The organism is Geothrix limicola, from assembly GCF_030268085.1.
Taxonomy (GTDB): Bacteria; Acidobacteriota; Holophagae; order Holophagales; family Holophagaceae; genus Geothrix; species Geothrix limicola.
Map to the genome: position 1 here is coordinate 1 of NZ_BSDE01000007.1, position 23,569 is coordinate 23,569.

The following is a 23,569-nucleotide window of genomic DNA, read 5'->3' on the forward strand; positions in this document are numbered from 1 at the left end:
TAAGCCTTCGTCGTGGCTTTTCCCCAAGTGTCACACCCGTTCCCATCCCGAACACGGCAGTTAAGACTTGGAGGGCCGATGATACTGCGCATCACATGCGTGGAAAAGTAGGTCGCTGCGACGTTAAATCAAACGGGTCACCCCAGACAGGTGGCCCGTTTTTTTACGTACCAAAACCTGTATCAATGCGGGTTTTTACGCTTCGCGCCGGATACACTGATTGTTCCGCGTGGAGGATAGCAATGGGTAAAGGTGTTTACACCTTTGGTGGCAACCGCAATGAAGGTAGCGCATCGATGCGCAACCTGCTCGGAGGAAAGGGCTGCAACCTGGCCGAAATGGCAGGTCTCGGCATCCCAGTGCCACCGGGATTCACGCTCACGACCGAGCAATGCGGCGCGTACTACACGAATGGCCGCCAGCTCGCCGAGGAGCTGAAAGCGGAGGTTCTCGCCGCGCTGAAGTGGCTCGAAGGCGTGCGGGGCTGCGGCTTTGGCGCTACTGAAAACCCGCTGTTGCTCTCCGTGCGTTCGGGCGCGCGCGTTTCCATGCCCGGCATGATGGATACGGTTCTCAATCTCGGTTTGAACGATCAGACCGTCCAGGCGCTTGAGCGCGCCAGCGGAAACCCGCGATTCGCGTGGGATTCCTACCGCCGCTTCATCACGATGTACAGCAACGTCGTGCTCAACGTCGAGCATGCGTTGTTCGAAGCCGAACTCGAACGCGCCAAGGAGCGCCTCGGCAAGCATCAGGACACCGACCTCAGCGCCGAGGATTGGAAGAAGCTCGTGTCCGCCTTCAAAGAGATCGTGCTGGAAGAAACCGGGAAGGCATTTCCCCAGGAACCCATGGAGCAGCTCTGGGGCGCCATCCGCGCCGTATTTGAAAGCTGGAACACCGCACGGGCGATCACGTACCGGCGATTGAATCGCATTCCCGATGACTGGGGCACCGGCGTCAACGTGCAGAGCATGGTCTTCGGCAACATGGGCGATGACTGCGGCACGGGCGTGGCCTTCACGCGCGATCCGGCCACGGGCGAGCGGCTCTTCTACGGCGAGTACCTCATCAACGCCCAGGGCGAAGACGTGGTCGCGGGCATCCGCACGCCCCAGCCCATCACGCGCTCGCAGGCGGAAGGCACGGGCCTGAAGAGCCTGGAGGAGGCGATGCCTGATTCCTTCAAGGAGCTGGATGCGACTTGCCAGCGGCTGGAACAGCACTTCAAGGACATGCAGGACATCGAATTCACCATCGAGCGCGGGAAGCTGTTCCTGCTGCAGACCCGCAACGGCAAGCGCACGGCGATGGCCGGCATTCGCATCGCCATCGATCTGGTGGATGAGGGCCTCATCGACAGCAAGACCGCCCTCAAGCGCATCGACGCCGACAGCCTCTCCCAGCTGCTGGCGCCCGTCTTCGATCCCAAGGAGAAGGACCGCCTCCGCAAGGAAGGCCACCTGCTGACGAAGGGCCTGAACGCCGGGCCTGGCGCCGCGACGGGTCGCATCGCCCTGACCGCCGAGCAGGCCGAGAAGATGGCCCCGGAAGGTCCCGTGGTGCTGGTGCGCGTCGAGACGAGCCCCGAAGACATCTCGGGCATGGTGGCCTCCCAGGGCATCCTCACGGCCCGCGGTGGCATGACCAGTCACGCGGCCGTGGTGGCCCGCGGCATGGGCAAGCCCTGCGTGTGCGGCGCCTCCGCCATCCAGATCGATCTGACCCGCGGCATCGTGAAAGTGGGCGACCATGAGCTGAAGGGCGGCCAGGACTGGATCTCCATCGACGGGTCCACAGGCGAAGTGTTCGCCGGCAAGCTCAGCGCCCATCCCTCCGAGGTCAACCAGGTGCTGGTGGACGGCCGCCTGAAGGTCGAAGACAGCGAGCTCTACCAGCGCTTCGCCAAGATCATGCGCTGGAGCCACGAAGCCAAGCGCATGAAGGTCCGCACCAATGCGGACACGCCGCATGATGCGGCCGTCGCCCGCGCCTTCGGCGCCGAAGGCATCGGCCTCTGCCGCACCGAGCACATGTTCTTCGAAGGGGATCGGATCATCGCCGTGCGCGAGATGATCCTCGCCAGCGACACCGAGGGTCGGAAGAAGGCCCTGGCCAAGCTCCTGCCCATGCAGCGCGAGGATTTCGAAGGCATCTTCACTGCCATGAATGGGCTGCCCGTCAACATCCGCCTGCTGGATCCGCCCCTTCACGAGTTCCTGCCCCAGGACGAGGCGGGCCAGAAGGAGATGGCCGAAGTCATAGGTGTCGATCTCGGCACCGTCGAGCGCCGCGTGGCGCAGCTGCACGAGTTCAACCCGATGATGGGCCACCGCGGCTGCCGCCTCGGCATCACCTTCCCCGAGATCATCCGCATGCAGGTGCGCGCCATCGCGGAAGCCGCGCTGAACGTGGCCGCCAAGGGCATCAAGGCGGTACCGGAGATCATGGTGCCCCTCATCGGCACCGTGCGCGAGCTGGCCTACACGAAGACCGAAATGCTCGACGAGATCGCACAGGTGAACAAAGAGCGCGGCACCCAGTTCGCCTGCCCCATGGGCACCATGATCGAGATCCCCCGCGCGGCGATCACCTCGGACAAGATCGCGGCCGAGGCCGAATTCTTCAGCTTCGGCACCAATGACCTCACCCAGATGGGCTTCGGCTTCAGCCGGGACGACGCGGGCACCTTCCTGCCGGAATACGTCGGGAAGAAGATCCTGGAGGACGATCCCTTCCAGAGCCTCGACCAGGAGGGCATCGGCGAGCTGGTGCGCATCTCCTGTGAAAAGGGACGGTCGGCGCGCCCCGGCATCAAGCTGGGCGTGTGTGGCGAGCACGGCGGCGACCCCCGCAGCGTCGTGTTCTTCCACAAGGTGGGCTTGGATTACGTGAGCTGCAGCCCCTACCGCGTGCCCATCGCCACCCTGGCGGCGGCCCAGGCGGCGCTGGAGCAGTAGTCGTCCAGATCAGGTATCCTGGAAAGGCCGCGCCCAGCGCGGCCTTTTTGTCGGATACCCCCATGGCCAAGACTGTTAGCGACCAACCCGAGATCATCTATTCGATGATGCGGGTCAGTAAGATCTACAACAACAAGCCCGTCATCAAGGACATTTCGCTCAGCTACTTCTACGGCGCGAAGATCGGCGTGCTAGGGCTCAACGGATCCGGCAAGAGCACGGTGCTGCGCATCATGGCGGGCGTCGACCACGACTTCAACGGCGAGGCCGTGCTCAGCAAGGGTTACACCACGGGCATCCTGGATCAGGAACCCCAGCTGGATCCCAACAAGACCGTGCGTGAGATCGTCGAAGAAGGCGCCGCCGAGCAGGTGGGCTGGCTGAAGGATTACAACGCCATCAGCGATCAGTTCGCCGATCCGGACGTGGACATGGACGTGCTGCTGGCCAAGCAGGGCGAACTGCAGGAGAAGATCGACGCTCACGACTGCTGGGACCTCGATTCCCGGCTCGAGCAGGCCATGGACGCCCTGCGTTGCCCCGATCCCGACACCAAGATCAGCGTGCTGTCCGGTGGTGAGCGGCGCCGCGTGGCCCTGTGCCGCCTGCTGCTCCAGAAGCCCGACATCCTCCTGCTGGACGAGCCCACCAACCACCTCGATGCCGAGACTGTGGCCTGGCTGGAAAAGCACCTGCAGGACTACCAGGGCACGGTCATCGCGGTTACCCACGACCGCTACTTCCTCGATCACGTGGCGGAATGGATCCTCGAGCTGGATCGCGGCGAAGGCATCCCCTGGAAGGGCAACTACTCCAGCTGGCTCGAGCAGAAGCAGGCCCGCCTGGCGAAGGAGGAGAAGTCCGACCAGAAGCGCCAGAAGACGCTTGAGCGCGAACTGGAGTGGATCCGCATGTCGCCCAAGGGCCAGCACACCAAGAGCAAGGCCCGCATCGCCAACTTCGAAAGGCTGGCGGGCGAAGAAGGCCGCCAGAAGGAGCAGGAGCTGGAGATCTACATCCCCAGCGGCCCGCGCCTGGGCGACTTGGTGGCCGAACTGGATGGCGTCACGAAGGCCTACGGTGATCGCGTGCTCTTCGAGAACCTGACCTTCGCCATTCCGCGCGGAGGCATCCTCGGCGTCATCGGCCCCAACGGCGCCGGCAAGTCGACCCTGCTGCGCCTGCTGACGGGCCAGGAGACGCCGGATGCGGGCGGCATCCGCATCGGTGAGACCGTCCGCATGGCCTACGTGGATCAGCTCCGCGCCTCGCTGAATCCCGAAAAGACGGTCTTCGAGGCGGTGTCGGGCGGATACGAGCAGATCGAACTGGGCGGCAAGCTCATCAACGCCCGGGCCTGGCTGAGCCGCTTCGGGTTCTCCGGCGATTCCCAGCAGAAGAAGGTCTCCGAACTGAGCGGCGGCCAGCAGAACCGGCTGAACCTGGCGCTGACGCTGAAGAGCGAATCCAACCTGCTCTTCTTCGACGAACCCACCAACGATCTCGACGTGAACACCATGCGGGCGCTGGAAGAGGCCATCGAGTCCTTCGCGGGCAGCGCCGTGGTCGTGAGTCACGACCGCTGGTTCCTGGATCGCCTGGCCACCCACATCCTGGCCTTCGAAGGTGATTCCCAGGTGCAGTTCTTCGACGGGAACTACACCGAGTACGAGCAGTACCGGAAGGACGTGCTGGGCCTCAAGCCCTTCGATCCGCACCGCATCAAGTACCGAAAGCTGACGCGATGAACGCGGCCTTCCCCCGCGCAAAGCAGCTGGCCCTGGCCACGGCGTTGTTCGGCCTGTTGGTTGGAAGCTCGGCCCTGTGGATGGGGCTGAGCGAAGGGGCCCTTGCATTCTGGGGCTTTGGTGCGGCCTGTCTCCTGCAGGTGCCGCCATCCCTGGTGTTGCACGGCCGCATCCGCGAGGGCCTGGGCAACAGTGGGTTGGAACGCGAGCGCCTCACGTTGCGGACCGTGAGCTTCCTGCTGCGCCTCCTGGCCCTGGGGCTCGCCATGGCGGCGGTCTCGGCGCTGCTGGGAGAGCGGGCGCCCCATCTGGAATTCACGGCGCAAGGCTTGGCAGTCGCGGCGTTAGGGCTGCTCGCGGTGCTCTGGTACGGCAAGCAGGGCGTGAAGGGCGCCCATCCCACGTTGGAGCTGGACGCGTCGCGCAGCCTCATTCTGCTGGAACTGGCTGTGCTGCTCCTGGCGGGCAGCCTGCTGAGCCGCTGGTTTGCCTGGGCGGACGCCGTCTCGGGCCTGGCCATGGCCCTCTGGCTGTTCGTGGCGGGGAACAGCCTGGCCAAGGCCAGTTCCCTGCCACCGGCCCGCGGCGGTTGCGGGGGCAGCTGCAGCTGCGGTTGATGCGCGTCCTGGAGCTGTTCTCGGGCCTGGGGGGCTGGCGCATGGCCCTCGAGGATCGGGGCCGTGTCGTCGCCGCCTACGATGTGAACGAGGCCGCCAACGCCACCTACGCGCTCAACCATGGTGACCTTCCCAAGGCGCGGGAACTGGCCACTCTGCCACTCTCAGAATTGGAGGCTCACGCAGCCGAGACGTGGCTGATGAGTCCGCCCTGCCAGCCCTTCTGCCGAATGGGGAACCACCAGGGGCTGGAGGATCGGCGCTCCCGCGCCTTCCTGCACCTCATGGACCTGTTTCGACAGTCGCCGCCGGAGCATCTGGTGCTGGAGAACGTGGTCGGGTTCCTGGGCTCGGATGCCCACGCCCTCTTGGCAGAGCGGCTTCGAGCTCACGGCATGCATCAGGTGGACCTTCAGGCCTGTCCCAGCGGATTTGGCCTGCCCAACCAGCGACCCCGCGTGTTCATCGTGGCCTCCCGCCGCCCCGCGATCTCGCGCCCGCTGCCTGAGCTTCCGCCGCGTCCGCTGGCGGGTTTTCTGGATGAGACCGAAGACGAGAGCCTGTATCTGCGTCCCGAGGTGCTCGCGCGCCACCACTTCGGCCTCGACCTAGTGATGGCCGAGGATCGTCGCAGCACCTGCTTCATCGGCGGCTACGGGCGACGCCTCGTGGGCAGTGGCTCCTTTCTGAAGACCGGGCGCGGCATCCGCCGCTTCTCGCCCGGCGAGGTGGCCCGGCTTCACGGGCTGCCCGAAGGATTCCGCTTTCCTGAAGCGCTTTCCCTCGAAGCGCGGTACAAGCTGCTGGGCAACGGCCTGTCCATTCCCGTCGCGGCCTGGGCGCTGGATCACCTCTTCGACCGCTAGAATCTAGGAGCGTATCCAAGTAATCGATAGGGGCTGCATTGATGGCAAAGGGTGTTCAGGCAAGGAAGCGGGCGCAGGGCGGTGCGGGTTCACCGTTCAAGCCCGGTGACGCGGCATGGACGCCCTTTGCCATCAACCCTCCGGGCTGGTGCGGCAGCCGTCGGGATGCCGCGTCAGGCTCCTCGACCTTGGACTTGCCAGGGCCTTCGTCGCCTTCCTTGCCTCCCTCGGCTGGCACACCAGTGCAGCCCCCACCCATGACTTGGATACGCTCCTAGCATGCGTCTCCTGCTTTCCGCCTTCGCGCCCGAACTCGGCCCCCTCGCCGGGGCCCCGCCCGCGGGCTGGGAGACGGCCACGGTGGGCGTCGGTGCCGTCACCGCCGCGGCGGCCACGGCTCGCCTGCTGGCGGAACACAGGCCCGAGGCCGTGCTGTTCCTCGGCACCTGCGGGCGCTACGACGAGCGCCTCGCGCTGTTCGAGTGCCTGTGGGCCTCTGAAGCCATCGCCACCTCACTGGAGGAGGTTCGCGGAGGCGCCTACCGGCCTGGCATCGAAAAGGTCGGCTGGGCCTCGACGCTGGCGGGACCTCTGCCAGCACAGGCCGTGGCCGTGCCGCCCGCCATCACCTGCACGGTGGAGGGCGCCTCCCTGCTGGCTTCGGTGGCCCCGGTGGAGCACCTGGAACTGACGGGCGTGTTCGCGGCCTGCCACCAGGCGGGCGTGCCCTGCGGCGGCGCGCTGGTGGTGGTCAACGACGTGGGGCCCGACGCGCAGGCCCAGTGGAAGGCCAACCACGCCGAGGGCAGCCGCCGGCTGGTGGAATCACTCAGGGCCGCGGGCTGTTTCGAAGGGGCGTGAAGGCCGCGCCTCCGTCCCCGGTTTCGATCCGCCACCCTCCCTCCACAGAAGAGACGCGCACGCCGCCGGAGGACCCCGTGATCCAGGGCCTCACACCCTGGCGCAGGAAGGTCTCCTGTGTTTCAGGGTGGGGATGGTCGAAGCGGTTCCGGAAACCCGCTGGGATGATCACGACTTCGGGGTCGAGGGCCGCGACCCAGCCGGGATCCGACGCATTCCGGCTGCCGTGATGGCCCGCCTTCAGCAGCCGGTGCTGGAAGGGCCCCGGATCGCCGAGGGCCATCAGATCCCGCTCCTGGATGCCCAGGGCATCACCCATGAGCCACAGCTCCCGATCGCGCCAGGCCACGCGAAGCACCAGCGAAACCATGTTGGCATCGGGCAGGGCGAAGGGGTTGGGAGGCCAGCGCACGCTGAAGGCGGCGCCACCACGAGCCCAGGCGTCGCCCCGCAGCAGGCCGTTGGGATCCACCTCCGCAGGGCGGTAGAGGGCCCAGGGATCTTCCTCGTCGGCGGTGGTGGGCACGGCGGTGCTGGCGAGCGGCCAGAGCCGGGAAAGCGTGGCCCAGCCGCCGGCGTGATCGCCGTGGGGGTGCGTGAGGATGAGGTGGACGGGCTCACGCACGCCACGCCGGCTCAGCACCCGCGCGAGGCGGCGGCCCGTCCAGGGGCTCGGCCCCGTGTCGATCAGAGTGGCGTCGCCGCCGGGCACGCGCAGCAGAAGGGCGTCGCCCTGGCCGACGTCCACGGCTTCGAGCGAAAGCGTCGTCGGCGCGCGGCCCGTGCCGTGGAAGACGAGGAGACCCAGCGACAGGGCGACCATTCCCACCACCAGCGCGCGGGTCCGCTTCTGTCTTCCCTGCCGGTGGGCCAGGGCCAGCCATCCGAGGGTCAACAGCAGCCAGGGCCAGAGCAGGCCGGTGGCCAGGGGCGCCATGCCCGTCAGGGCCGGCACGAGGCGGTCGCCCATCCAGGTCAGCACCAGGCCCGCGCCCTGGGTGAGACCCGGAAGGGGCAGCAGGATCAGGGCCAGGCAAAGCGGGGTGAGGAAGGCCACGAGGGGCAGCACGAGCAGGTTGGCGAGGATGCCCCACCAAGGCGCGCCACCGTGGAGCAGCGCGAGCAGGGGCAGGGTCGAGAGCCAGGGCGCGGCCAGGCGCGCGAAGGGAAGGGCCAGGCGGCCCAGCAGGGGCGACAGGAGGCCCGCGAGCGGCTCGGCGCCCCAGAGCAGGCCCAGCAGGGCCCACCAGGCCAGCAGGAAGCCCGGTTCCACGCCCGCGGCCGGGTGTCCCAGCCACCAGAGCAGCAGGGCTCCGTGGAGGCCCGCCACCGGCGGCAGCTTCCAGCCCGTGGCGCGCCCCAGCGCCCAGGCGATACCCATGAAGAGGCCCCGCCACACGGGTGCGGAAAAGCCCACGAGGGCCGAGTAGAGCAGGCCCGCAGTGATCGACCCGGCAGCGGTGCCGCGCAGCCGCAGGCGGCGCAGCAGGGCCTCCACGGCCGCCATGATCAGGGTGACCTGCAGACCGGAGACCACGAGGATGTGGATGGTGCCGCTTTCGGCGAAGACGCTGAAGTGGGCTTCATCCACCGGCGGGATGCCCAGGGCGAGGGCGCCCCACAGATCCTTGGCGGTGGGGCCGAGGGGCAGGGCCTCGAAGCGGCGCCGGGCGAAGGTCTGCAGGCGAAGCAGCCAGGAAGGCCGGGCGGGGCCCAGGACCTCCAGCAATTGGGAGGAGGCCACCTGGATGCGCCGCGGTGATTCGTTGCTGCGGGCCCGCCAGAGGGGGCGCTCCACGAGGAAGATGGGCGCGGGTTGGATGGGCCGCAATTCGGCGCGCAGGCGGACCGGCGTGCCGGGCGCGGGTGGTGCCTGTTCGCCCTCGGCGGGCAGGCTCAGGGGCAGGCTGAGGCCCTTCATGGATTCGGGGGAGACCAGGTCGATCTGGCTGCATAGCCTTTCACCCTGAAGGGTCCAGGGCGCGGCGATCCGGCCTTCCACGGTCTGGAAGCCCATGGGCAGAGCGCTCTCCCACCGGGCTCTGCGAGCCAGGCCCAGGGCGGTCAAGGCCGCCATGCCGAGCGCCAGGGGCACGAGGAACCAGCGGCGGAACCGCAGCAGGGGCAGGGAGGCCAGGAAGAGAGGTCCGCCGATGAGCAGCCAGCGGGCGGGGATCTGGCCCTCCCACCGCTCGGGCAGAAGCCAGGGCACGGCGCAGGCGGCGGCCAAGCCCCAGGCCAGGGGCCAGAGCGAAGCCCCGGACAGACGTTGCCACAGGCTGGATCTGGAAAGCATCCGAAGAGTCTAGCGGATCCACACCCTGTCCAAACCTTGACAGGGGCCCCCGGGCTGGGGACCCTTGGGGTATGAACCCAGCAAGGGCCCTCCTGGTGGACGACGACCCCACCATCCTCGAGGTGGTTGGTTCGCTGCTGTCACGCCACGGGCACGAGGTGGTGGGGACGGGCTCGGGCCTGCGCGGGGCCCAGTGCCTCCGGGGCGAGCATTTCGACCTGGCCGTGGTGGACCTCATGCTGCCGGATCTGAGCGGCCTCGAACTGGCTCGCCAGGCCGTGGCCAAGCCCGATACGGTGGTGGTGGTGCTGTCGGGGTCGACCTCGGTGGAGACGGCCCTCCAGGCCATGAAGATGGGCATCTACGACTACGTGCCCAAGCCCTTCCGCGCCGAGGAGCTGGAACACACGCTGCTGCGCGCCATCGAGAAGTCCCAACTGAACCAGGAGAACAAGCGCCTGCGGGAACAGATCCAGGGCCAGACGCCGGGGCCCCAGATGGTGGGCCGTTCGGAGATCTGGCAGAACCTCCAGGCCCTTCTTCGCCGGGTGGCGCCTTCGCCGTCCACGGTGCTCATCACGGGGCCTTCGGGCACGGGCAAGGAACTGGCCGCCAAGGCCATCCACCAGTGGAGTCCGCGAGCCCAGGGGCCCTTCGTGCCCATCCACTGCGGCGCCATTCCGGAAAACCTGCTGGAGGACGAGTTGTTCGGCCACGTGCGCGGGGCCTACACGGATGCCCGCACGGACCGCCCCGGCCGTTTCCAGCAGGCCGAAGGTGGCACGCTCTTCCTCGACGAAATCGGCACCATGCCCCTGAACCTCCAAGTGAAGCTGCTGCGCGTCATCCAGGAGCGGGAATTCACGCCCCTCGGGTCCTCCCGCACGCTGAAGGCCGATTTCCGGCTGCTGGCGGCCACGAATGAAGATCTTGAAAGCCTCGTGGAGCAGAAGCGCTTCCGCGAGGACCTGTTCTACCGCCTGAACGTGATCCCCATCCAGTTGCATCCCCTGCGGGATCACCCACAGGACATCCCCGTCCTGGTCGCCCACTTCGCGCGGAAATTCTCGCGGGAGCTGGGGCTTCCCCTCAAGCAGGTCGAACCGGCCGCCCTGCAGGCGTTGGAAGCCTATGGGTGGCCCGGCAACGTGCGAGAGCTGGAAAACGCCGTGGAAAGGGCCATGGCGCTGGGATCGGATCCCGAACGGTTGCTGCTCCAGGACCTGCCCGCGACCATCGCCGGCGTGCTGCCTTCCGTGGTCTTCCCGAGGTTGCCACAGCATCAGGATCTGGGCCGCTTCCTGGAAGACCTGGAACGCCATCTGATTCTGGAAGCGCTGCAGGCGACGGGCTGGAACAAGAGCGAATCGGCGCGCCGCCTCGGCATGCGCCGGACCACGCTGCTGCACCGGCTCCGGGCCCTGGACATTCCCATGGACCCCATGGGTGAAGCCGAATCCGCCCTGGCCCGGGAGGCTCCTTGAATCTGGTTTCCACGCGTTCGATGTTGATGCTCCTGCTGGCCTGCGGCTCGGCCCAGGCCTGGTCGCCCAAGGTCCACGAGGCCCAGACGGCCAAGGCCATCCGGTTGTTGCCGCGCCGCATGGCGGCCCTTCTGCGGGCCCATCCCCAGGAGCTTCTGGAAGGCGCCCGCGGCGTGGCCAATGATCAGCCCCCCACGGTGGAGCAGGTGGAGGCGCAGTTCCGCACCGTCCTGCGCCTCAGCGATGAACGCCGTCGCCCCGAAGAGATCGTCCGCGACCTCGGCGTGCTGGCCCACCAGGTTCAGATGCTGACGGATCCATCGGCCATGGAGGGGGTGAGCCCCCTGCGGGAGAGCTTCGAGGCCTACGCCGATGATCACCTGCCCCACCTGCTGGTGACCCAGGAACCCTACTGGGCCATCAAGGGCAGCTTGGATCCGGGACCGCCCCTGCGGGGGTTCATGGCGGCCAAGCAGGAGCGCAACCGGCGCTTGAGGGAGTGTTTCGACGAGGGGACCGGACGGCGGATCGGCCCCTGGGATGACCTCTCGATTCCCTTCGCCCAGATGCAACTGGCCTTTTCCAGCGGCGTCCACGCCACGGCCAACGTATGGATCCTGATCTGGCGGGCCGCTGGCGATCAGTGGGAACTTCCGGCTGGGCCCTGATCAAGCTTTCATCTGGTGGTTTGAGCGGCTACTAGGCGAAACACGACTTTCAAGCTATCTTTCCAAGCATTCCCTTTGGAGATGGACATGGGCACCTATACCCGCCTCGGGTCCTACCTGCTGGCTTCTGAGCTGGCCAGCGACCCCTTTGGGTCTGTGCATCGCGCGGTCATCATCGCCGGCAACGGCTTTGATCGCCATGTGCTGGTCCGGACCTTTTCGGAAGAGTGCTTCCAGGCCGGCATGAATACCCGCCTGGCCGAGGCCGGTCGAGTGGTTCCCCTGCTCGGGGGCGCGCGGATCTTCGGCGTGGGCTACCGCATTGAAAGCGGCAAGACCCCCCACGTCGCATGGGATTACGTGCCGGGCCGCAGCCTCGCCCAGCTCATCGAGAAGGCCAAGCAGGAACAGATCCCCTTCGGTGTGGATCATGCCCTCACGGTGATCCAGGGCGTGGCCCAGGGCATCGTGCAGATGCAGGCGAAGGGTGTGAGCCATGGCGTGCTCAGCCCGCACAGCGTGTGGGTCAGTTTCGAAGGCGCCACCCAGATCGTGGATGCGCCCTACGCCGCGCTTCTCAAGAGCCTGCTCTCGAAGGCGCCCGCCGCGAACCAGAAGCTGACGCCCTACCTCCAGAGCCCCGAAGGCAATGCGCTCCAGCAGGATCTCTTCGCCCTGGGCGCCATGCTTTACGAACTGCTCACCTTCGAACGCCTGCCTGCGGGTGGGGACCTCCAGTCCGTGCTGGAGCAGGCCACCCTCAAGGCCGCTCAGGAGGAAGCGCCGCTGCCGGCGGAAATCCGCGCCTTCCTCGGCCGCCTGCTGCTGGGACGTCAACCCTTCGCCACGGTGGAGGCCTTCAGCACCGAGCTCGAGCGCGTGCTTTACGACGGGGAATACAGCCCCACGACCTTCAACATGGCCTTCTTCATGCACACGCTGTTCCGGGAAGAGAACGACCGGGACGCCACCGCGATGAAGGCCGAACAGGCCGACAACTACATGGCCTACACCGCCGCAGGCGAAACGCTGCGCAGCGGCGCCACGCGGGTCGAGCATATCGATGGCCACGCCGAGGCGCAGGTCAGCCAGAAGAATTCCACCCTGCTCATCGGCGGCGGACTCGCGGCCGTCGTGGTCCTGGGGCTCGGCTACATGTTCTTCGGCCGATCCAAGGTCGATCCCGCCATGCAGAAGCAGCTTGCGGAACTGCAGCTGCTGAAGGTGCAGATCGAGCAGCAGAAATCGGACCTGGATGCCCGCGCCAAGGCCGAAGCCGACAAGACGGCCCAACTCCAGAAGCAGCTCTCCGAGACCAAGTCCGCCGAAGAGAAGGCGAGGATCCAGAAGCAGCTGGAAGAAGCGCAGCAGCGCAAGCTGGAGCTGGAGAAGCAGCAGAAGGCGACCGAGCAGAGGCTGGCCGAACAGAAACAGAACGAACAGAAACTGGCCGAGCAGAAGAAGGCTGCAGAAACCAAGGTCGCCGCCGCGCTGCCTCCGCCGCCGGCTCCCGAGATCCCCAAGCCCCAGCCCATGCAGGAAGCGCCCAAGCCCGTCGTTCCGACGCCCAGTGCGCCGCAGGCGGCCACGAGCTCGGTGGCGCTGCCCAACGAGCCCGCCCGGATCGTGACCCAGAGCCCCCTGACTTATCCCATCCGCGCCATCCAGATGGGCCGGGCCAAGACGGATCAGGTCGTGAAGCTGAAGGTCTTCGTGGGCGAGCAGGGACAGCCTCTGAAGGTCTCCGTGGTCGAAGGCGTGCCCGGCCCTTTCGGGTTCGACGAGGCCGCCATCGAGGCCGCGAACAAGTCCACCTACAGCCCCGCCATTCGGGATGGCAAGCCGGTGCGGGGATGGACCGCCGAGATCTCGTACAAGTTCCAAAAGCGGCACTGAGTCCCACCGCTTCAGGGGCCCCTACGGGGGCCCTTTTCGTTTCAGGCCCGCTGCGCCGCCTCGTTGGCGAGGCGGTCCACGCGCTCGTTTTCCGGATGTCCCGCGTGCCCCTTCACCCAGCGGGCCTCCACATGGTGGCGCGCGAGCTGGGCGTCCAGCGCCTGCCACAGCTCAGCGTTCAGTACGGGCTTGCCGTCGGCCTTCTTCCAGCCGCGCCGCTTCCAGTCCTTCAGCCAGGAGGTGATCCCCTTCACCACGTACTGGCTGTCGCTCTGGAGCAGCACCTGGCAGGGCTTCGTGAGGGCCTCCAGCCCGCGGATGGCGGCCATGAGCTCCATGCGGTTGTTGGTGGTGTCGGCTTCCGGTCCCGAGCCTTCCTTTTCCTGGATGCCCGTAGCCAGGTGCACCCGGAGCAGGTACCCCCAGCCACCCGGGCCGGGGTTCCCTAGACACGCGCCATCGCAGTAGAGTTCGATCTTCATTCCACCAGGGTAGGCGAAGTGGCCGCGACTTCGGCCATGGCCTTGCGGAGCAGCTCCACGCCCAGGTCCAGATCCTCCGTGCGGAGGTTCATGGCGGGGCGGAAGCGCAGGCCGTTCACGCCCGAAGAAAGGATCATCATGCCCAGCTCGTGGCCCTTGGCGACCACGGCGTTGCGCAGCTCCGGCGTGGCGAGGTCCATGGCGCAGAAGAGGCCGCGGCCGCGGGGGTTCGCGGTGAACTCGGGGAAGTCGCGATGGATCTCCTGCAGGCCCTTGAGCAGGCGCTCGCCCTGTTTTACGCCGTGATCCAGCAGGTTCTCCTCGCGGATGACGTCGATGATGCGCGTGCCGCGCACCATGTCGACGAGGTTGCCGCCCCAGGTGCTGTTGATGCGGCTAGGCACCTTGAAGACGCCCTCCACCTCGTCCAGGCGCCGGCCCGCGGCGATGCCGCAGGTCTGGCTCTTCTTGCCAAAGGCGATGATGTCGGGCTGCACATCGAACCACTGATGACCCCACCACTTGCCCGTGGCGCCAAAGCCCGTCTGCACCTCGTCGAAGATGAGCAGGAATTCGTGACGATCCGCCAGTTCCCGCAGCTTGCGCAGGAACTCGCCGCGGAAGTGGTTGTCGCCGCCCTCGCCCTGGATGGGTTCGATGATGAGGCAGGCGATGTCATCGGGATTCTGGGCCACAGCGGCTTCGATGGCGGCGATGGATTCGGCTTCCGCCGCCTCGATCTTGGCGAGGTCCACGGGGAAGCTGAGCTTGGGGTTCGGCACGCGGGGCCAGGGGAACTTGGGGAAGTACTGATGCTTGCGGGGATCCGCGGTGTTCGTGAGGCTCAGGGTGTAGCCGCTGCGGCCGTGGAAGGCTTCGCGGAAGTGGATCACCTGAGTTCCCTTCTCGCCCTTGCCCGCCGCCAGGTTCTTGCGCACCTTCCAGTCGAAGGCCGCTTTCAGGGCGTTTTCCACCGCCAGGGTGCCGCCGTCGATCCAGAAAAGGTGGGGCAGGTAGTCCGGTGCCGCGTGGGTGCCGAAGGCCTCCACCCACTCCGCGAAGGCCGTGGTGTAGATGTCCGAGTTGGCGGGCTTGTTGACGGCGATCTCGCCGAGCTGGCGCACGAAATCGGGTTCCCGCAGACGGGGATGATTGTGCCCCAGGGGCGCGGTGGCGAAGAAGGTGTAGAAATCGAGGTATTTCCGGCCGTCCCGGGCATCCACGATCCAGGATCCGTGGGACTTCTCCAGATCCATGACCAGGTGGAACCCGTCTACCAGCATGTGGCGGCCGAGGGTGTCGAAAACGGCGTTCGGATCGATGTGCGGAGTAGCCATGTTGGACCTCTGGATTGCCGATCAGTGTATGGTTGGGGCTGATGTGGAGACAGGCATGATTCCCTGGATAGCCGTTCAGGAAGCGCCTCTGGATGCGATGGCTTTACGAACTGTCATGGAAGACCCCCATGCTGGAGCCCTCGTCCTGTTTGAAGGTCGAGCCCGGGATCATCACGAAGGCCGGCCAGTGCTGCAATTGGCCTACGAAGCTTACGTCCCCATGGCGGAGAAGGAATTGGGCCTTTTGCGGGAAAAAGCCATCGAGCGCTACGGCCTGACCCGTTGTGCGGTCCATCACCGCATTGGCGTGGTGCCCCTCACCGAAGCCGCCGTCATTGTCGCCACCAGCAGCGCCCACCGCGCCGAAAGCTTCCAGGCCGCCGCCTGGATCATGGACGAGATCAAGCAGCGGGTGCCCATCTGGAAGCGCGAGAAGTACCGAGATGGCTCCGAGAGCTGGGTGGAGTGCACGCACCGGTTCCAGATGTAGGTAATTCCTAACGCGAATCGCTTTCACGATTCGCGTTAACGCGCGAGCGGAGCTCGCGCGCCCCGGGAGTTGGAACCTCGAAGGTTGATTTTCGCTAAAATTTCGTTACATTGGGATCCCCTCTGGAGGTTCTGGTGCTGGCGATGTGGGTTCCCGAACTGCCCTTCCAGCTGGCCTGCGGCCGGGACGGGGCGCTGCGGGACCGGCCTCTGGCCTTCCTTAATCCCGAAAGTCCGCGGTCGCCCAGCCTCTGGTTCGTGAATCGCCTGGGCCGGGCCGAGGGGCTGGTGCCGGGGCTGCCCATGGACCAGGCCCTGCGGATGGCACCGGGCCTGCGGGTGCTGGATCCGGCCCCCCAGATCTGGTGGGAGGCCCAGGGCAGCCTGGGGGACTTCCTGCAGCACTGGACGCCCCAGGGGCAGCTGCTGCGCCTGGGCGAGGCCCTGGTGGAGCTGCAGGGCACCCAGCGGATCTTCGGGCCCCTGGTGGACACTGCCGAGCGTATGCGCCGGGAACTGGCCGTCCGGCATGGCTGGGCCAGCCACGGGGGGCTCTCCCAGAGCGCCACCGCCGCCCAGATCGCCGCCCACGTCGAGCACTGCCTGGAAACGGTGGAAGAGGGCGCCGAGGCCACCTTCCTGGCCCCTCAACCCCTGCGGCGGCTGCCGGACCTGGCGCCGCGTCTGCGCGAGCGCTTCCACCGCCTGGGACTGCGCGCCTTCGGCGATCTCCAGCCCGTGCCCCTGCCCATGCTGGTGGAGCTCACCAACCCCAAGCTGGCGCCGGATCTGCGGGCCCGGGTGCGGGGCGAGGACCGGCCGAAACTGCCCCTGCTGGCCGAGCGCCCCGGCCACGCGCGCCACGGCTGGCGCCTCCAGCCGCCCCGCTTGCCGGAAGAGGTGGCCCTGGCGGCCCGCTGCCTGGACTGGCTCTGGTCCGATCCCCGCCATCCGCGTCGACTGGCGCTGCACTGGTGGGATGTGGATGGCGAGCCCCACGGCTGGCGGGCCACGCCGGAGGATCTGACGGCCCCGCCCCTGGTCCTGGCGCGGCGCATCCAACAGGCCTTCCTGGCGGGTGCCACGCGCCGCCTCCTCGTGCGCGAAGTGGAGCTGCGCCTGGCCTGGGGCCTGGGCCGTGAACGGGCCCTCTTCGAGGATCCCCGCAACCAGAAGCTGGAGCGCCTCGAACCCACCCTGGCCCGGCTGCGTCGCCGTTTCCCCGATCGCTCCGTCCTGCCGGGGTGGATGGGGCAGGGGGCGTGAACCCCCATGTTCGCCCTCGGCATTTCCGATTTCTCAGTGGGTGAAGGCGTCTACCCGGCGGCCCAGCTGCTGCGGGTGGCCCGGGGCCTCGGCTACCGCGATCTGGTCTGCTGGGACCGGGGCGTGGCGGGCTATCCGAAGCTGCGCGACACCCTGGAATGGATCCACAAGGCGCGGGAACTGGAAGGCCTGCCGCCGGATCCGCAATGGACGGATTTCCGCATCCACCTGGGCTGCCGCTTCAGCTGGCGGGGTCACGGCTATGGTGCGCTGCCCTTCAGCGACGCGGGGTATGCCGCCCTGAACCGCCTGCTCTCGGCCCAGGCCCATGATGCGGCGCCGGGTCCCGACATTCCGGGCCTGGGGGCACCCGAGCCGCCACAGAACTGCGTGCTGCTGGCCGAGGATCTCTCCGGCCTGGATGTCCTGCTGCGTGAGGGTTTCTACGCCGCGCTGCTGGCCCATCCCAGGCGTGTGCAGGAGGCCCGGAAGGCGCTGGCGGCGGGGCTTCCCGTGGTGGCGCCCCAGGTGCTGCGCTTCCGCACGGCCGAGGGGCTGGAGATGCACCGGCTCAAGCGGGCCATCGCACAACAGTCCACGCTGATCCGCACGGAGGCCCTGTGGGATGTGGCCGAAGCTTCCGTGCCCCGCGCCGAATGGGAGGTGCGCTTCCCCTTCGCCGAACCCGCCGTCCAGAAGGCCACAGCCGCCGTGTTGGAGCGCATCGGTGACTGGCGGATCCACTGGGGCGGGTGGGTGCTGCCCAGGCCCCTGGGCCAGGAAGAGGCCGATCTCGACGCCCTCCTGCGAGAGCGGGTGCGGGCGGGCGTGGCGGCGAAGTTCGAGCACCCGGAGGGCGAGGTGCTGGCGCGCATGGAGCGGGAGCTGGAACTCATCTCGCAGATGAACTTCGCCCGCTACTTTCTGCTGGTGCAGGACATCGTTCAGGCACTGACGCACAAGGGGCTGCCGAATCGCATCTGCGGTCGGGGCAGCGGCGCGGCGTCCCTCGTGAGCTATGCGCTGGATCTCAGCAACGTCGATCCCGTGGACACGAACCTGATGTTCGAGCGTTTTCTCACGAAGGAACGCAAGGATCCGCCGGACATGGATATCGATTTCGCGTGGGACGAACGCGATGCGGTCATCCAGGCCGTCTTCGAACGCTACGGCCGACATCGCGTGGCCATGGTGGCCAACCACGCCTTCTTCAAGCCCAAGGGCGCCCTGCGGGCCGTGGCCCAGGCCCACGGGCGGCCCGACAGCGAGCTGAAGCAGCTGGCCCGCTACGTGCGCGGCTGGGAAGGGGGTCTGGCGCGTGCCTCGGAGAACCCCGCCTGGGACGTGATCCTGCGCCAGGCGGCAGCCCTGGAGGGCCACTTCCACCAGTTCTCCGTGCATCCCGGAGGCACCATCGTCACGCCCGGGCCCATGTGGGAGCACGCCGCCTTCCAGCCCGCGCCCGCCAAAGAAAAGGTGTCCACCACCACCTGGGACAAGGACGGCGTGGAGAACTATGGGCTCGTGAAGATCGACCTGCTCGGCAACCGCAGCCTCGCCGTCATCCGCGACGCCTACGCCGTGCTGGGGGACCGTGTGGCGACCGATCCAGGCACCCACTCGCGCAAGGACCCCGACACCCAGGCTCTGCTGGCGCGGGGCGACAGCATCGGCGTCTTCTACGTGGAAAGCCCCGCCACACGCCAGCTTCAGCAGCGGGTGAAGAAGGGCGACTTCGAAACCCTGGTGATCCATAGCAGCCTCATCCGCCCCGCCGCCTACCGCTGGGTGGACCGCTATGTGAAGCGCAGCCGTGGCGAGGAGGTCTGGGAGCCCAGTGATCCGGTGTTCAACGAACTGCTGTCCGAGAGCTACGGCGTGCTCGTCTACCAGGAGGATGTCATCAAGGTCTGCGTGGCGCTGGCGGGCTGGAGCCACTACGAGGCCGACCTGCTCCGCAAACTGCTGGGCAAGCCCGATTGCGAAAAGAAGCTGCCCTACTTCGAGGCGCGCTTCCGGCGCGGCTGCGCGGCCCGCGGCGTGCGCCAGGCCACGGTGGATGAATCCTGGGACATGATCCGCACCTTCCAGGGCTACTCCTTCTGCAAGCCGCATTCGGCGAGCTACGCCCAGGTGAGCTTCGAAAGCGCCTGGATCAAGGCGCATCACCCGGCCGTCTTCTTCGCATCGGTCATTACCAACCAGGGCGGCTACTACCCCGCCATCGCCTACCTGGGCGACGCGCGGCGCCACCGCCTGGTGGTGCGCGGCCCCGATGCCAACGCCTCCGCCTGGGCCTTCACGGCCGAGGGCGAACAGGCTCTGCGCGTGGGCCTCATGCAGGTGCAGGGTGCGATTCAAAAGGAGATCCACGAGCTTCTGGAGGAGCGGGAGCGCCATGGACCCTTCGACACGCTGGACGAGCTGCTGGGCCGGGCGAAGCTGTCCGTCACGACGGCGGAGGCCCTTTGCGCGGCGGGCGCCTTCGACCGCTGGGCGCCGGACGGCGATCGCACGCGCCTGATGTGGGCTCGCCTGGGCGGCGTGCCTCCGGGCGTGCGCCCGCGCCCCACGGACCCCTTCGACCGCGCCGATCTGGAGATGGAGACGATGGATCTCACGCTGGAGATGCACCCTGCCGCCCTCGCCCGCGTGCGCAAGGGCGGCGGCCCCGATCGCGTGGCGGATGCGGGGTACAGCACAAACCTCGACGCAGCTCCGCGCAGCGAAGCGAAGCGCGGAACCTCCGGACGAAACCATCTGCGCTTCTGGGCCCTCGTGGTGGCCGACAAGGAGGTGGCCACCGAAAAGGGCGAGCGCATGCAGTTCGTCACCTTCGAAGATGAGACCGGCCTATGCGAGGCCGTGGCCTTCCCCGACGCCATCCGGCGGCGTCAGCGGCCCTTCCGCGTGGGCGAGATCGTGTCCATCAGCGGCAAGACCACCCTTCAGGATGGCCTCGCCGTGTTCGAAGTTGCTTGAAAGGAGGGACCGTTCAGAACCGGTAGCGCGCGTTGACGAACCAGGTGCGGCCCGGCATGGGGAATCCGGTCTGCAGCGCGTAGTTGCGATCCAGCACGTTGTTGAAGCCCCCGTCGAAGGAGAGATGAGGGTTCATCTGCCAGCCGGCTGTGAGACTGGTGGTCGTGAACCCGGGCACGCGCATGGAATTGGTGTCCCACAGCGTGTCCTGGTTCGAGACGCTGGCGATGAGGTAATAGCTCGTTCCCGGCTGAACCCGCAGGTAGCCGAAGAGGCGGTTGCGGGGTGTGCCCGTGAGCTTGATGGTCGGGTCGCTGAGGTTGGTGCGGTCCAGGTACATGTAGGTCAGGCCTCCCTGGACGGGGCCCGCAGGCTTGAAGGTGGCGGCCATTTCGAAGCCCGAGTTGCGGACCCGGCCCACGTTCTGGTTCTGGCTCTGGGCCTTGTTCCCCGTTCCGAGGGTCACCTGCTGGATGAGGTCGCGGACCTCGCTCTGGAACACGGCCGATTCGAGATCCAGCCAGGAGGTGAGGCTGGCCTTGGCGCCGACTTCGTTGTTGAGTGCGCGCTCGGGCTTCAGGTTCGGATTCTGGATGAAGTTCTGGCCCAGCGAGTAGCGGTCCTTCAGGGAGGCGAAACGGTCCTTCTGGGCGATGCTGGCGTACAGCTGGACCGTGGGCGCCACGCGCCAGAACACGCCCACCTGGCCATTCGTGAAATGCTTCGACTCGGGCAGCTTGAAGACATCCGACGTCTTGGGATTCAGCCGGTCGTAGCCCACACCCAGCGCCATGGACCAGCGTTCGCCCAACGTGATGCTGTCTTCCACGCCGATGGACTGCAGGTCGTCCTCGAAGGACTTCCAGTAGTTGCTGCCGTCATCTTCGCGGTGCACGTCGGTGCGGGTCTGGATCGAGGCCCGCAGGCTGTTCAAGGGCAGGGCCAGCGTACCGAACTCCAGGATGCCGCCCTGGGCGAAGTCGTCGTAGTACCGCCTTCCCGTGGCGCTCAGGTTCTTCGGCGTGGTGTCCAGCTTGATGAAGGTGGTGTCCGTGTAGGCCAGGGTCGCGCTGGTGTAGCCCGTGTGGTAGGCGCGGAAACGCACGTAGCTCTTGGCTCCCAGCATCGTGTTCGAGGTGAAGTAGAGGCTCTTCTTGTCGGTCTCGGGCCATTTCCAATAGCGCGCGGGCAGGCTGAGATCCGTGGCGATGGGCTGCCCCTTCTCGATGGACTGATCGAGGAAGCCCAGCGCGTATTCGTCCTGGGCGTTGGGGGTGAAGCCCACCTTCACGCCGCCGACCTTGTTCGTGAAATCCGAGTAGTCGCGCGCGCCGCCATTTTCACGCGAGGTGGGAACGAAGTCGGAGGACATCCTGAAATCGCCGGCATGCACGTAGCTGGCATCGGCCTGCACGTAGCCGTGGGCCCAGCGGGCCCCCGCGTCGGCCGTGGCCTTGCGGCCCTGGCCGTCCCAGGCGCCGAGGGAGGCGTCGCCATCGAAGGCGTTCTCGGGCCTGCGCGAGACGAGGTTGACGGCGCCGCCCAGCGTGTTGGCCCCGTAGGCCACAGAGCTGAAGCCCTTGGCCACCTGCACCTCCGCGAGGTTGAAGGTGGTGAGCCGGCCGAAGTCGCCCTGGCCTTCGAAGGGCAGGGAGAAGGGGATGCCATCCAGGAAGAGCGGCACGCTGCGCGCGTCCTGGCCGCGCACGAACATGATCTGTTCGTTGCGCTGGTTGGTGGAGAGGTTGACGCCGGGCAGCAGGTCCAGGCTGCCGCCGAGGGTGTCCCGGTTGAAGGTCAGCATCTGCAGCTTGTCGATGCGCGTGGAAGCGAGATCCATCGCATCCTTGTGATCGGTGACGGGCACGGTCACTTCGCCGAGCTTGAAGGTGTCCTGAGTGGGCCTGGCCTGGTCGGGCTTGGCCTCCTGGGCGCCCAGGGCGCCGCTGGCGAGGATCAGGGCGAGCAGCGTGACTTCAATGGGCGCATGGCGCATGGGTGCATCCTCCTGGCGCCGGGGGTCCGCCGACACGCTCGATGGTTTCAAGCGTATACAGCGATTGCCAGTCTGCGAAGAATTTTGGCCCTTGAGGTCGCTAATTGTTACTTAGGTCACTTTCAGGGCCCGCCACAGCGGCGAGGGCGTGGCGTCTGACTCAGCGGCCTCGACGAAGAGCACCACGCGGCCCTGTACCATGTTGGGCCTCAGCTTCTTCCGAAGCTCCACCCAGCCCGTGGTTACGGCGAGTCCCGTGGCCCGCTCGCGCACTTCATCCACGCCCTCGGCCAGGATCTGCGGCAGCGCCACGAGGCCTCTGAGGGGATCTTCGAGCTTCCAGCCATCGAGGTGGATGACGCGCCCGTCATTGCCCCCGGAGGCATGCCCCACGGCTGCCAGAGCCCCGATGACGCCGTCTTCCGTGCCGCCCAGGCCTTCGAGGAAGAGCCCTTCGCGAGCGGCGAGTTCCCGCGCCTCCGTTTGTTTGATCACTTCGTGCTGGCAACGGAGGGCGTAGGCGTGGATGGAGTCGGGAACGGGAAGGCTGGTCACGCACAGACCGGGATCGCTGCCGGGCACGAACCAGTCCCGCATCTCCCGGCGGAAGCAGGCGACGATTTGGTCGAAGGCCCTCGCCTGGACATCGGCCTGGTCATCGGCCCAGCCATCGGTTTCGATGCGGAGGGAGGCCGAGCCGTTGTGGCTCGTGTAGGGCACCCGCGGATCGAAGAAGAGCTGGTGGCGGAGGATGGACCGGCAGCGGAAGCCCTCGGGCAGCCGCGAGGCGATGAGCCGTGCGAGGTGGTTGGTGCCGGGCGTGTCCAGCGTATCCGTGTCGTCGATGCCAACGAGAAAGGTCATGACTCGGCTTCTTCGTTCCGTTCGCGCGAGTGGAACCAGATGACGGCGCAGAGCAGGCCCGCCAGCAGGCCGCAGGTGGGATAGGAGAAGGCGGCCTGCTGCCACCACTCGTGCAGCCCCCGCCCGCCGCCCATGCCGCCGAGCCCGAAGAGTTTGCCCAGTGCCCGCGCGGCCATGGCGCCCGCGTTGGCACCCAGGCCTGCCAGCGCGAAACCGAGGTAGAGGTGCCAGGGCCTGCGGGCCTTCAGCAGCGCCAGATCCAGGGCGGGGCCCGTGAGCAGCAGGCCCGTCCAGGCTCCGAGACCCATGGTTCCGAATCCCTGGAAAGCCAGGGCGCCGAGGGCGCCCGCGCCCATCAGGGTGCCGGCCGCCTTCCGTGGGACCAGGCTGAGCCCCACGGCCATGGGGAACATGCTGAAGATGATGTGGTGTCCCGGCAGGCGGAGGGAGAGGTTGACCGAGGCCACGGCCACGGCAGAGACGATCCCCATGAGCAGGAGCAGGCCCACTTCCAGGAGGCGGGGCCGCGAATCGGGTTTGGCCAGGCCGGGCAACCGGCCCGCGCCGGCCAGGGCGGAGTGGACGCTGAAGGGGCGGATCAGAACCGTGGTTGACATGGATCCTCCGGGAACGATCCATGTATTGTCGCGTGCATAACGCCGTTCTGCCGCATCGGATGCAGCGACGTACGACACAAGTGGGCGGGTGGACAGGTGTCATCCAGGTCCCCAGAGCCGTCGAAGCCTCCGAGGCAAAC

At 67.2% G+C, this 23,569-nt stretch carries 17 protein-coding genes and 1 rRNA gene; 12 read left to right on the plus strand and 6 right to left on the minus strand.

Annotated elements, in window-relative coordinates; genetic code table 11:
• The first annotated feature begins 8 nt into the window (after window positions 1-8).
• The 6 genes from rrf to QSJ34_RS15455 all read left to right on the plus strand — a co-directional run bounded on the left by rrf (window position 9) and on the right by QSJ34_RS15455 (window position 7,052).
• Window positions 9-124 (plus strand): 5S ribosomal RNA (gene rrf / locus QSJ34_RS15430).
• Between the two features lie 118 nt (window positions 125-242).
• Complete coding sequence (gene ppdK, locus QSJ34_RS15435; RefSeq protein WP_285576915.1) at window positions 243-2,960, plus strand: pyruvate, phosphate dikinase; 2,718 nt, start codon at window positions 243-245, stop codon at window positions 2,958-2,960.
• Window positions 2,961-3,022: 62 nt separating this feature from the next.
• Entirely contained in the window at window positions 3,023-4,708 is a 1,686-nt protein-coding gene (gene ettA, locus QSJ34_RS15440; protein WP_285576917.1) for an energy-dependent translational throttle protein EttA, read from the plus strand.
• Window positions 4,705-5,325 carry a hypothetical protein gene (locus tag QSJ34_RS15445; RefSeq protein ID WP_285576919.1) on the plus strand — a complete coding sequence of 207 codons (621 nt, stop codon included), beginning with the start codon at window positions 4,705-4,707 and terminating at the stop codon, window positions 5,323-5,325. Before ettA ends, QSJ34_RS15445 begins: the two co-directional genes overlap by 4 nt.
• Window positions 5,325-6,191: a DNA cytosine methyltransferase gene (locus QSJ34_RS15450; RefSeq protein ID WP_285576921.1), complete on the plus strand. Its 867-nt coding sequence runs from the start codon at window positions 5,325-5,327 to the stop codon at window positions 6,189-6,191. The genes QSJ34_RS15445 and QSJ34_RS15450 overlap by 1 nt, the downstream gene beginning before the upstream one ends.
• Window positions 6,192-6,470: 279 nt before the next feature.
• A complete protein-coding gene (locus QSJ34_RS15455) occupies window positions 6,471-7,052 on the plus strand; it encodes a phosphorylase family protein (RefSeq protein ID WP_285576923.1) in 582 nt (193 codons plus the stop codon).
• Here the strand turns inward: QSJ34_RS15455 and QSJ34_RS15460 are convergent.
• Window positions 7,021-9,348 (minus strand): ComEC/Rec2 family competence protein, encoded by a 2,328-nt coding sequence (locus QSJ34_RS15460; RefSeq protein WP_285576925.1) that lies wholly within the window; start codon window positions 9,346-9,348, stop codon window positions 7,021-7,023. The two genes, QSJ34_RS15455 and QSJ34_RS15460, sit on opposite strands and share 32 nt — an antisense overlap.
• 71 nt (window positions 9,349-9,419) lie before the next feature.
• On the opposite strand from QSJ34_RS15460, the gene QSJ34_RS15465 reads away from it, so the two are divergent.
• The 3 genes from QSJ34_RS15465 to QSJ34_RS15475 all read left to right on the plus strand — a co-directional run bounded on the left by QSJ34_RS15465 (window position 9,420) and on the right by QSJ34_RS15475 (window position 13,396).
• Window positions 9,420-10,832, plus strand: coding sequence for a sigma-54-dependent transcriptional regulator (locus QSJ34_RS15465; RefSeq protein ID WP_285576927.1), 1,413 nt, complete (start codon window positions 9,420-9,422; stop codon window positions 10,830-10,832).
• Window positions 10,829-11,500, plus strand: a complete 672-nt coding sequence (locus QSJ34_RS15470) for a hypothetical protein (protein ID WP_285576929.1) — start codon at window positions 10,829-10,831, stop codon at window positions 11,498-11,500. Before QSJ34_RS15465 ends, QSJ34_RS15470 begins: the two co-directional genes overlap by 4 nt.
• An 87-nt stretch (window positions 11,501-11,587) precedes the next feature.
• On the plus strand, window positions 11,588-13,396 hold the full coding sequence (locus QSJ34_RS15475) for an energy transducer TonB (RefSeq protein ID WP_285576931.1): 1,809 nt from the start codon (window positions 11,588-11,590) through the stop codon (window positions 13,394-13,396).
• A 41-nt stretch (window positions 13,397-13,437) separates the two neighbouring features.
• On the opposite strand, the gene rnhA is transcribed toward QSJ34_RS15475, so the two are convergent.
• Both rnhA and lat read right to left on the minus strand, forming a co-directional pair.
• Window positions 13,438-13,878, minus strand: coding sequence for a ribonuclease HI (gene rnhA, locus QSJ34_RS15480; protein ID WP_285576933.1), 441 nt, complete (start codon window positions 13,876-13,878; stop codon window positions 13,438-13,440).
• Complete coding sequence (gene lat / locus QSJ34_RS15485) at window positions 13,875-15,215, minus strand: L-lysine 6-transaminase (protein ID WP_285576935.1); 1,341 nt, start codon at window positions 15,213-15,215, stop codon at window positions 13,875-13,877. Before lat ends, rnhA begins: the two co-directional genes overlap by 4 nt.
• Here lat and QSJ34_RS15490 point away from each other — a divergent pair.
• From QSJ34_RS15490 to QSJ34_RS15500, 3 genes are all read left to right on the plus strand, one after another.
• On the plus strand, window positions 15,214-15,705 hold the full coding sequence (locus QSJ34_RS15490; protein ID WP_285576937.1) for a molybdenum cofactor biosynthesis protein MoaE: 492 nt from the start codon (window positions 15,214-15,216) through the stop codon (window positions 15,703-15,705). The genes lat and QSJ34_RS15490 overlap by 2 nt on opposite strands.
• A 143-nt stretch (window positions 15,706-15,848) precedes the next feature.
• Window positions 15,849-16,970: a Y-family DNA polymerase gene (locus QSJ34_RS15495; protein WP_338001181.1), complete on the plus strand. Its 1,122-nt coding sequence runs from the start codon at window positions 15,849-15,851 to the stop codon at window positions 16,968-16,970.
• 6 nt (window positions 16,971-16,976) lie between these two features.
• Window positions 16,977-19,952, plus strand: a complete 2,976-nt coding sequence (locus tag QSJ34_RS15500; protein ID WP_285576941.1) for a helix-hairpin-helix domain-containing protein — start codon at window positions 16,977-16,979, stop codon at window positions 19,950-19,952.
• 13 nt (window positions 19,953-19,965) lie between these two features.
• On the opposite strand, the gene QSJ34_RS15505 is transcribed toward QSJ34_RS15500, so the two are convergent.
• The 3 genes from QSJ34_RS15505 to QSJ34_RS15515 form a co-directional block, all read right to left on the minus strand.
• Window positions 19,966-21,948 (minus strand): TonB-dependent receptor plug domain-containing protein, encoded by a 1,983-nt coding sequence (locus QSJ34_RS15505; protein WP_285576943.1) that lies wholly within the window; start codon window positions 21,946-21,948, stop codon window positions 19,966-19,968.
• A gap of 111 nt (window positions 21,949-22,059) precedes the next feature.
• Window positions 22,060-22,812 carry a hypothetical protein gene (locus QSJ34_RS15510; RefSeq protein WP_285576945.1) on the minus strand — a complete coding sequence of 251 codons (753 nt, stop codon included), beginning with the start codon at window positions 22,810-22,812 and terminating at the stop codon, window positions 22,060-22,062.
• Window positions 22,809-23,429 carry a hypothetical protein gene (locus QSJ34_RS15515; RefSeq protein WP_285576947.1) on the minus strand — a complete coding sequence of 207 codons (621 nt, stop codon included), beginning with the start codon at window positions 23,427-23,429 and terminating at the stop codon, window positions 22,809-22,811. Before QSJ34_RS15515 ends, QSJ34_RS15510 begins: the two co-directional genes overlap by 4 nt.
• Window positions 23,430-23,569 lie beyond the last annotated feature (140 nt).

Coding starts and splice junctions, on each gene's coding strand:
- lat (WP_285576935.1), bottom strand. CDS start 15,215: ATGGCTACTCCGCACATCGATCCGAACGCCGTTTTCGACACCCTCGGC.
- QSJ34_RS15455 (WP_285576923.1), top strand. CDS start 6,471: ATGCGTCTCCTGCTTTCCGCCTTCGCGCCCGAACTCGGCCCCCTCGCC.
- ettA (WP_285576917.1), top strand. CDS start 3,023: ATGGCCAAGACTGTTAGCGACCAACCCGAGATCATCTATTCGATGATG.
- QSJ34_RS15445 (WP_285576919.1), top strand. CDS start 4,705: ATGAACGCGGCCTTCCCCCGCGCAAAGCAGCTGGCCCTGGCCACGGCG.
- QSJ34_RS15495 (WP_338001181.1), top strand. CDS start 15,849: ATGTGGGTTCCCGAACTGCCCTTCCAGCTGGCCTGCGGCCGGGACGGG.
- QSJ34_RS15465 (WP_285576927.1), top strand. CDS start 9,420: ATGAACCCAGCAAGGGCCCTCCTGGTGGACGACGACCCCACCATCCTC.
- QSJ34_RS15500 (WP_285576941.1), top strand. CDS start 16,977: ATGTTCGCCCTCGGCATTTCCGATTTCTCAGTGGGTGAAGGCGTCTAC.
- QSJ34_RS15475 (WP_285576931.1), top strand. CDS start 11,588: ATGGGCACCTATACCCGCCTCGGGTCCTACCTGCTGGCTTCTGAGCTG.
- ppdK (WP_285576915.1), top strand. CDS start 243: ATGGGTAAAGGTGTTTACACCTTTGGTGGCAACCGCAATGAAGGTAGC.
- QSJ34_RS15490 (WP_285576937.1), top strand. CDS start 15,214: ATGTTGGACCTCTGGATTGCCGATCAGTGTATGGTTGGGGCTGATGTG.
- QSJ34_RS15505 (WP_285576943.1), bottom strand. CDS start 21,948: ATGCGCCATGCGCCCATTGAAGTCACGCTGCTCGCCCTGATCCTCGCC.
- QSJ34_RS15460 (WP_285576925.1), bottom strand. CDS start 9,348: ATGCTTTCCAGATCCAGCCTGTGGCAACGTCTGTCCGGGGCTTCGCTC.
- QSJ34_RS15515 (WP_285576947.1), bottom strand. CDS start 23,429: ATGTCAACCACGGTTCTGATCCGCCCCTTCAGCGTCCACTCCGCCCTG.
- QSJ34_RS15510 (WP_285576945.1), bottom strand. CDS start 22,812: ATGACCTTTCTCGTTGGCATCGACGACACGGATACGCTGGACACGCCC.
- QSJ34_RS15450 (WP_285576921.1), top strand. CDS start 5,325: ATGCGCGTCCTGGAGCTGTTCTCGGGCCTGGGGGGCTGGCGCATGGCC.
- rnhA (WP_285576933.1), bottom strand. CDS start 13,878: ATGAAGATCGAACTCTACTGCGATGGCGCGTGTCTAGGGAACCCCGGC.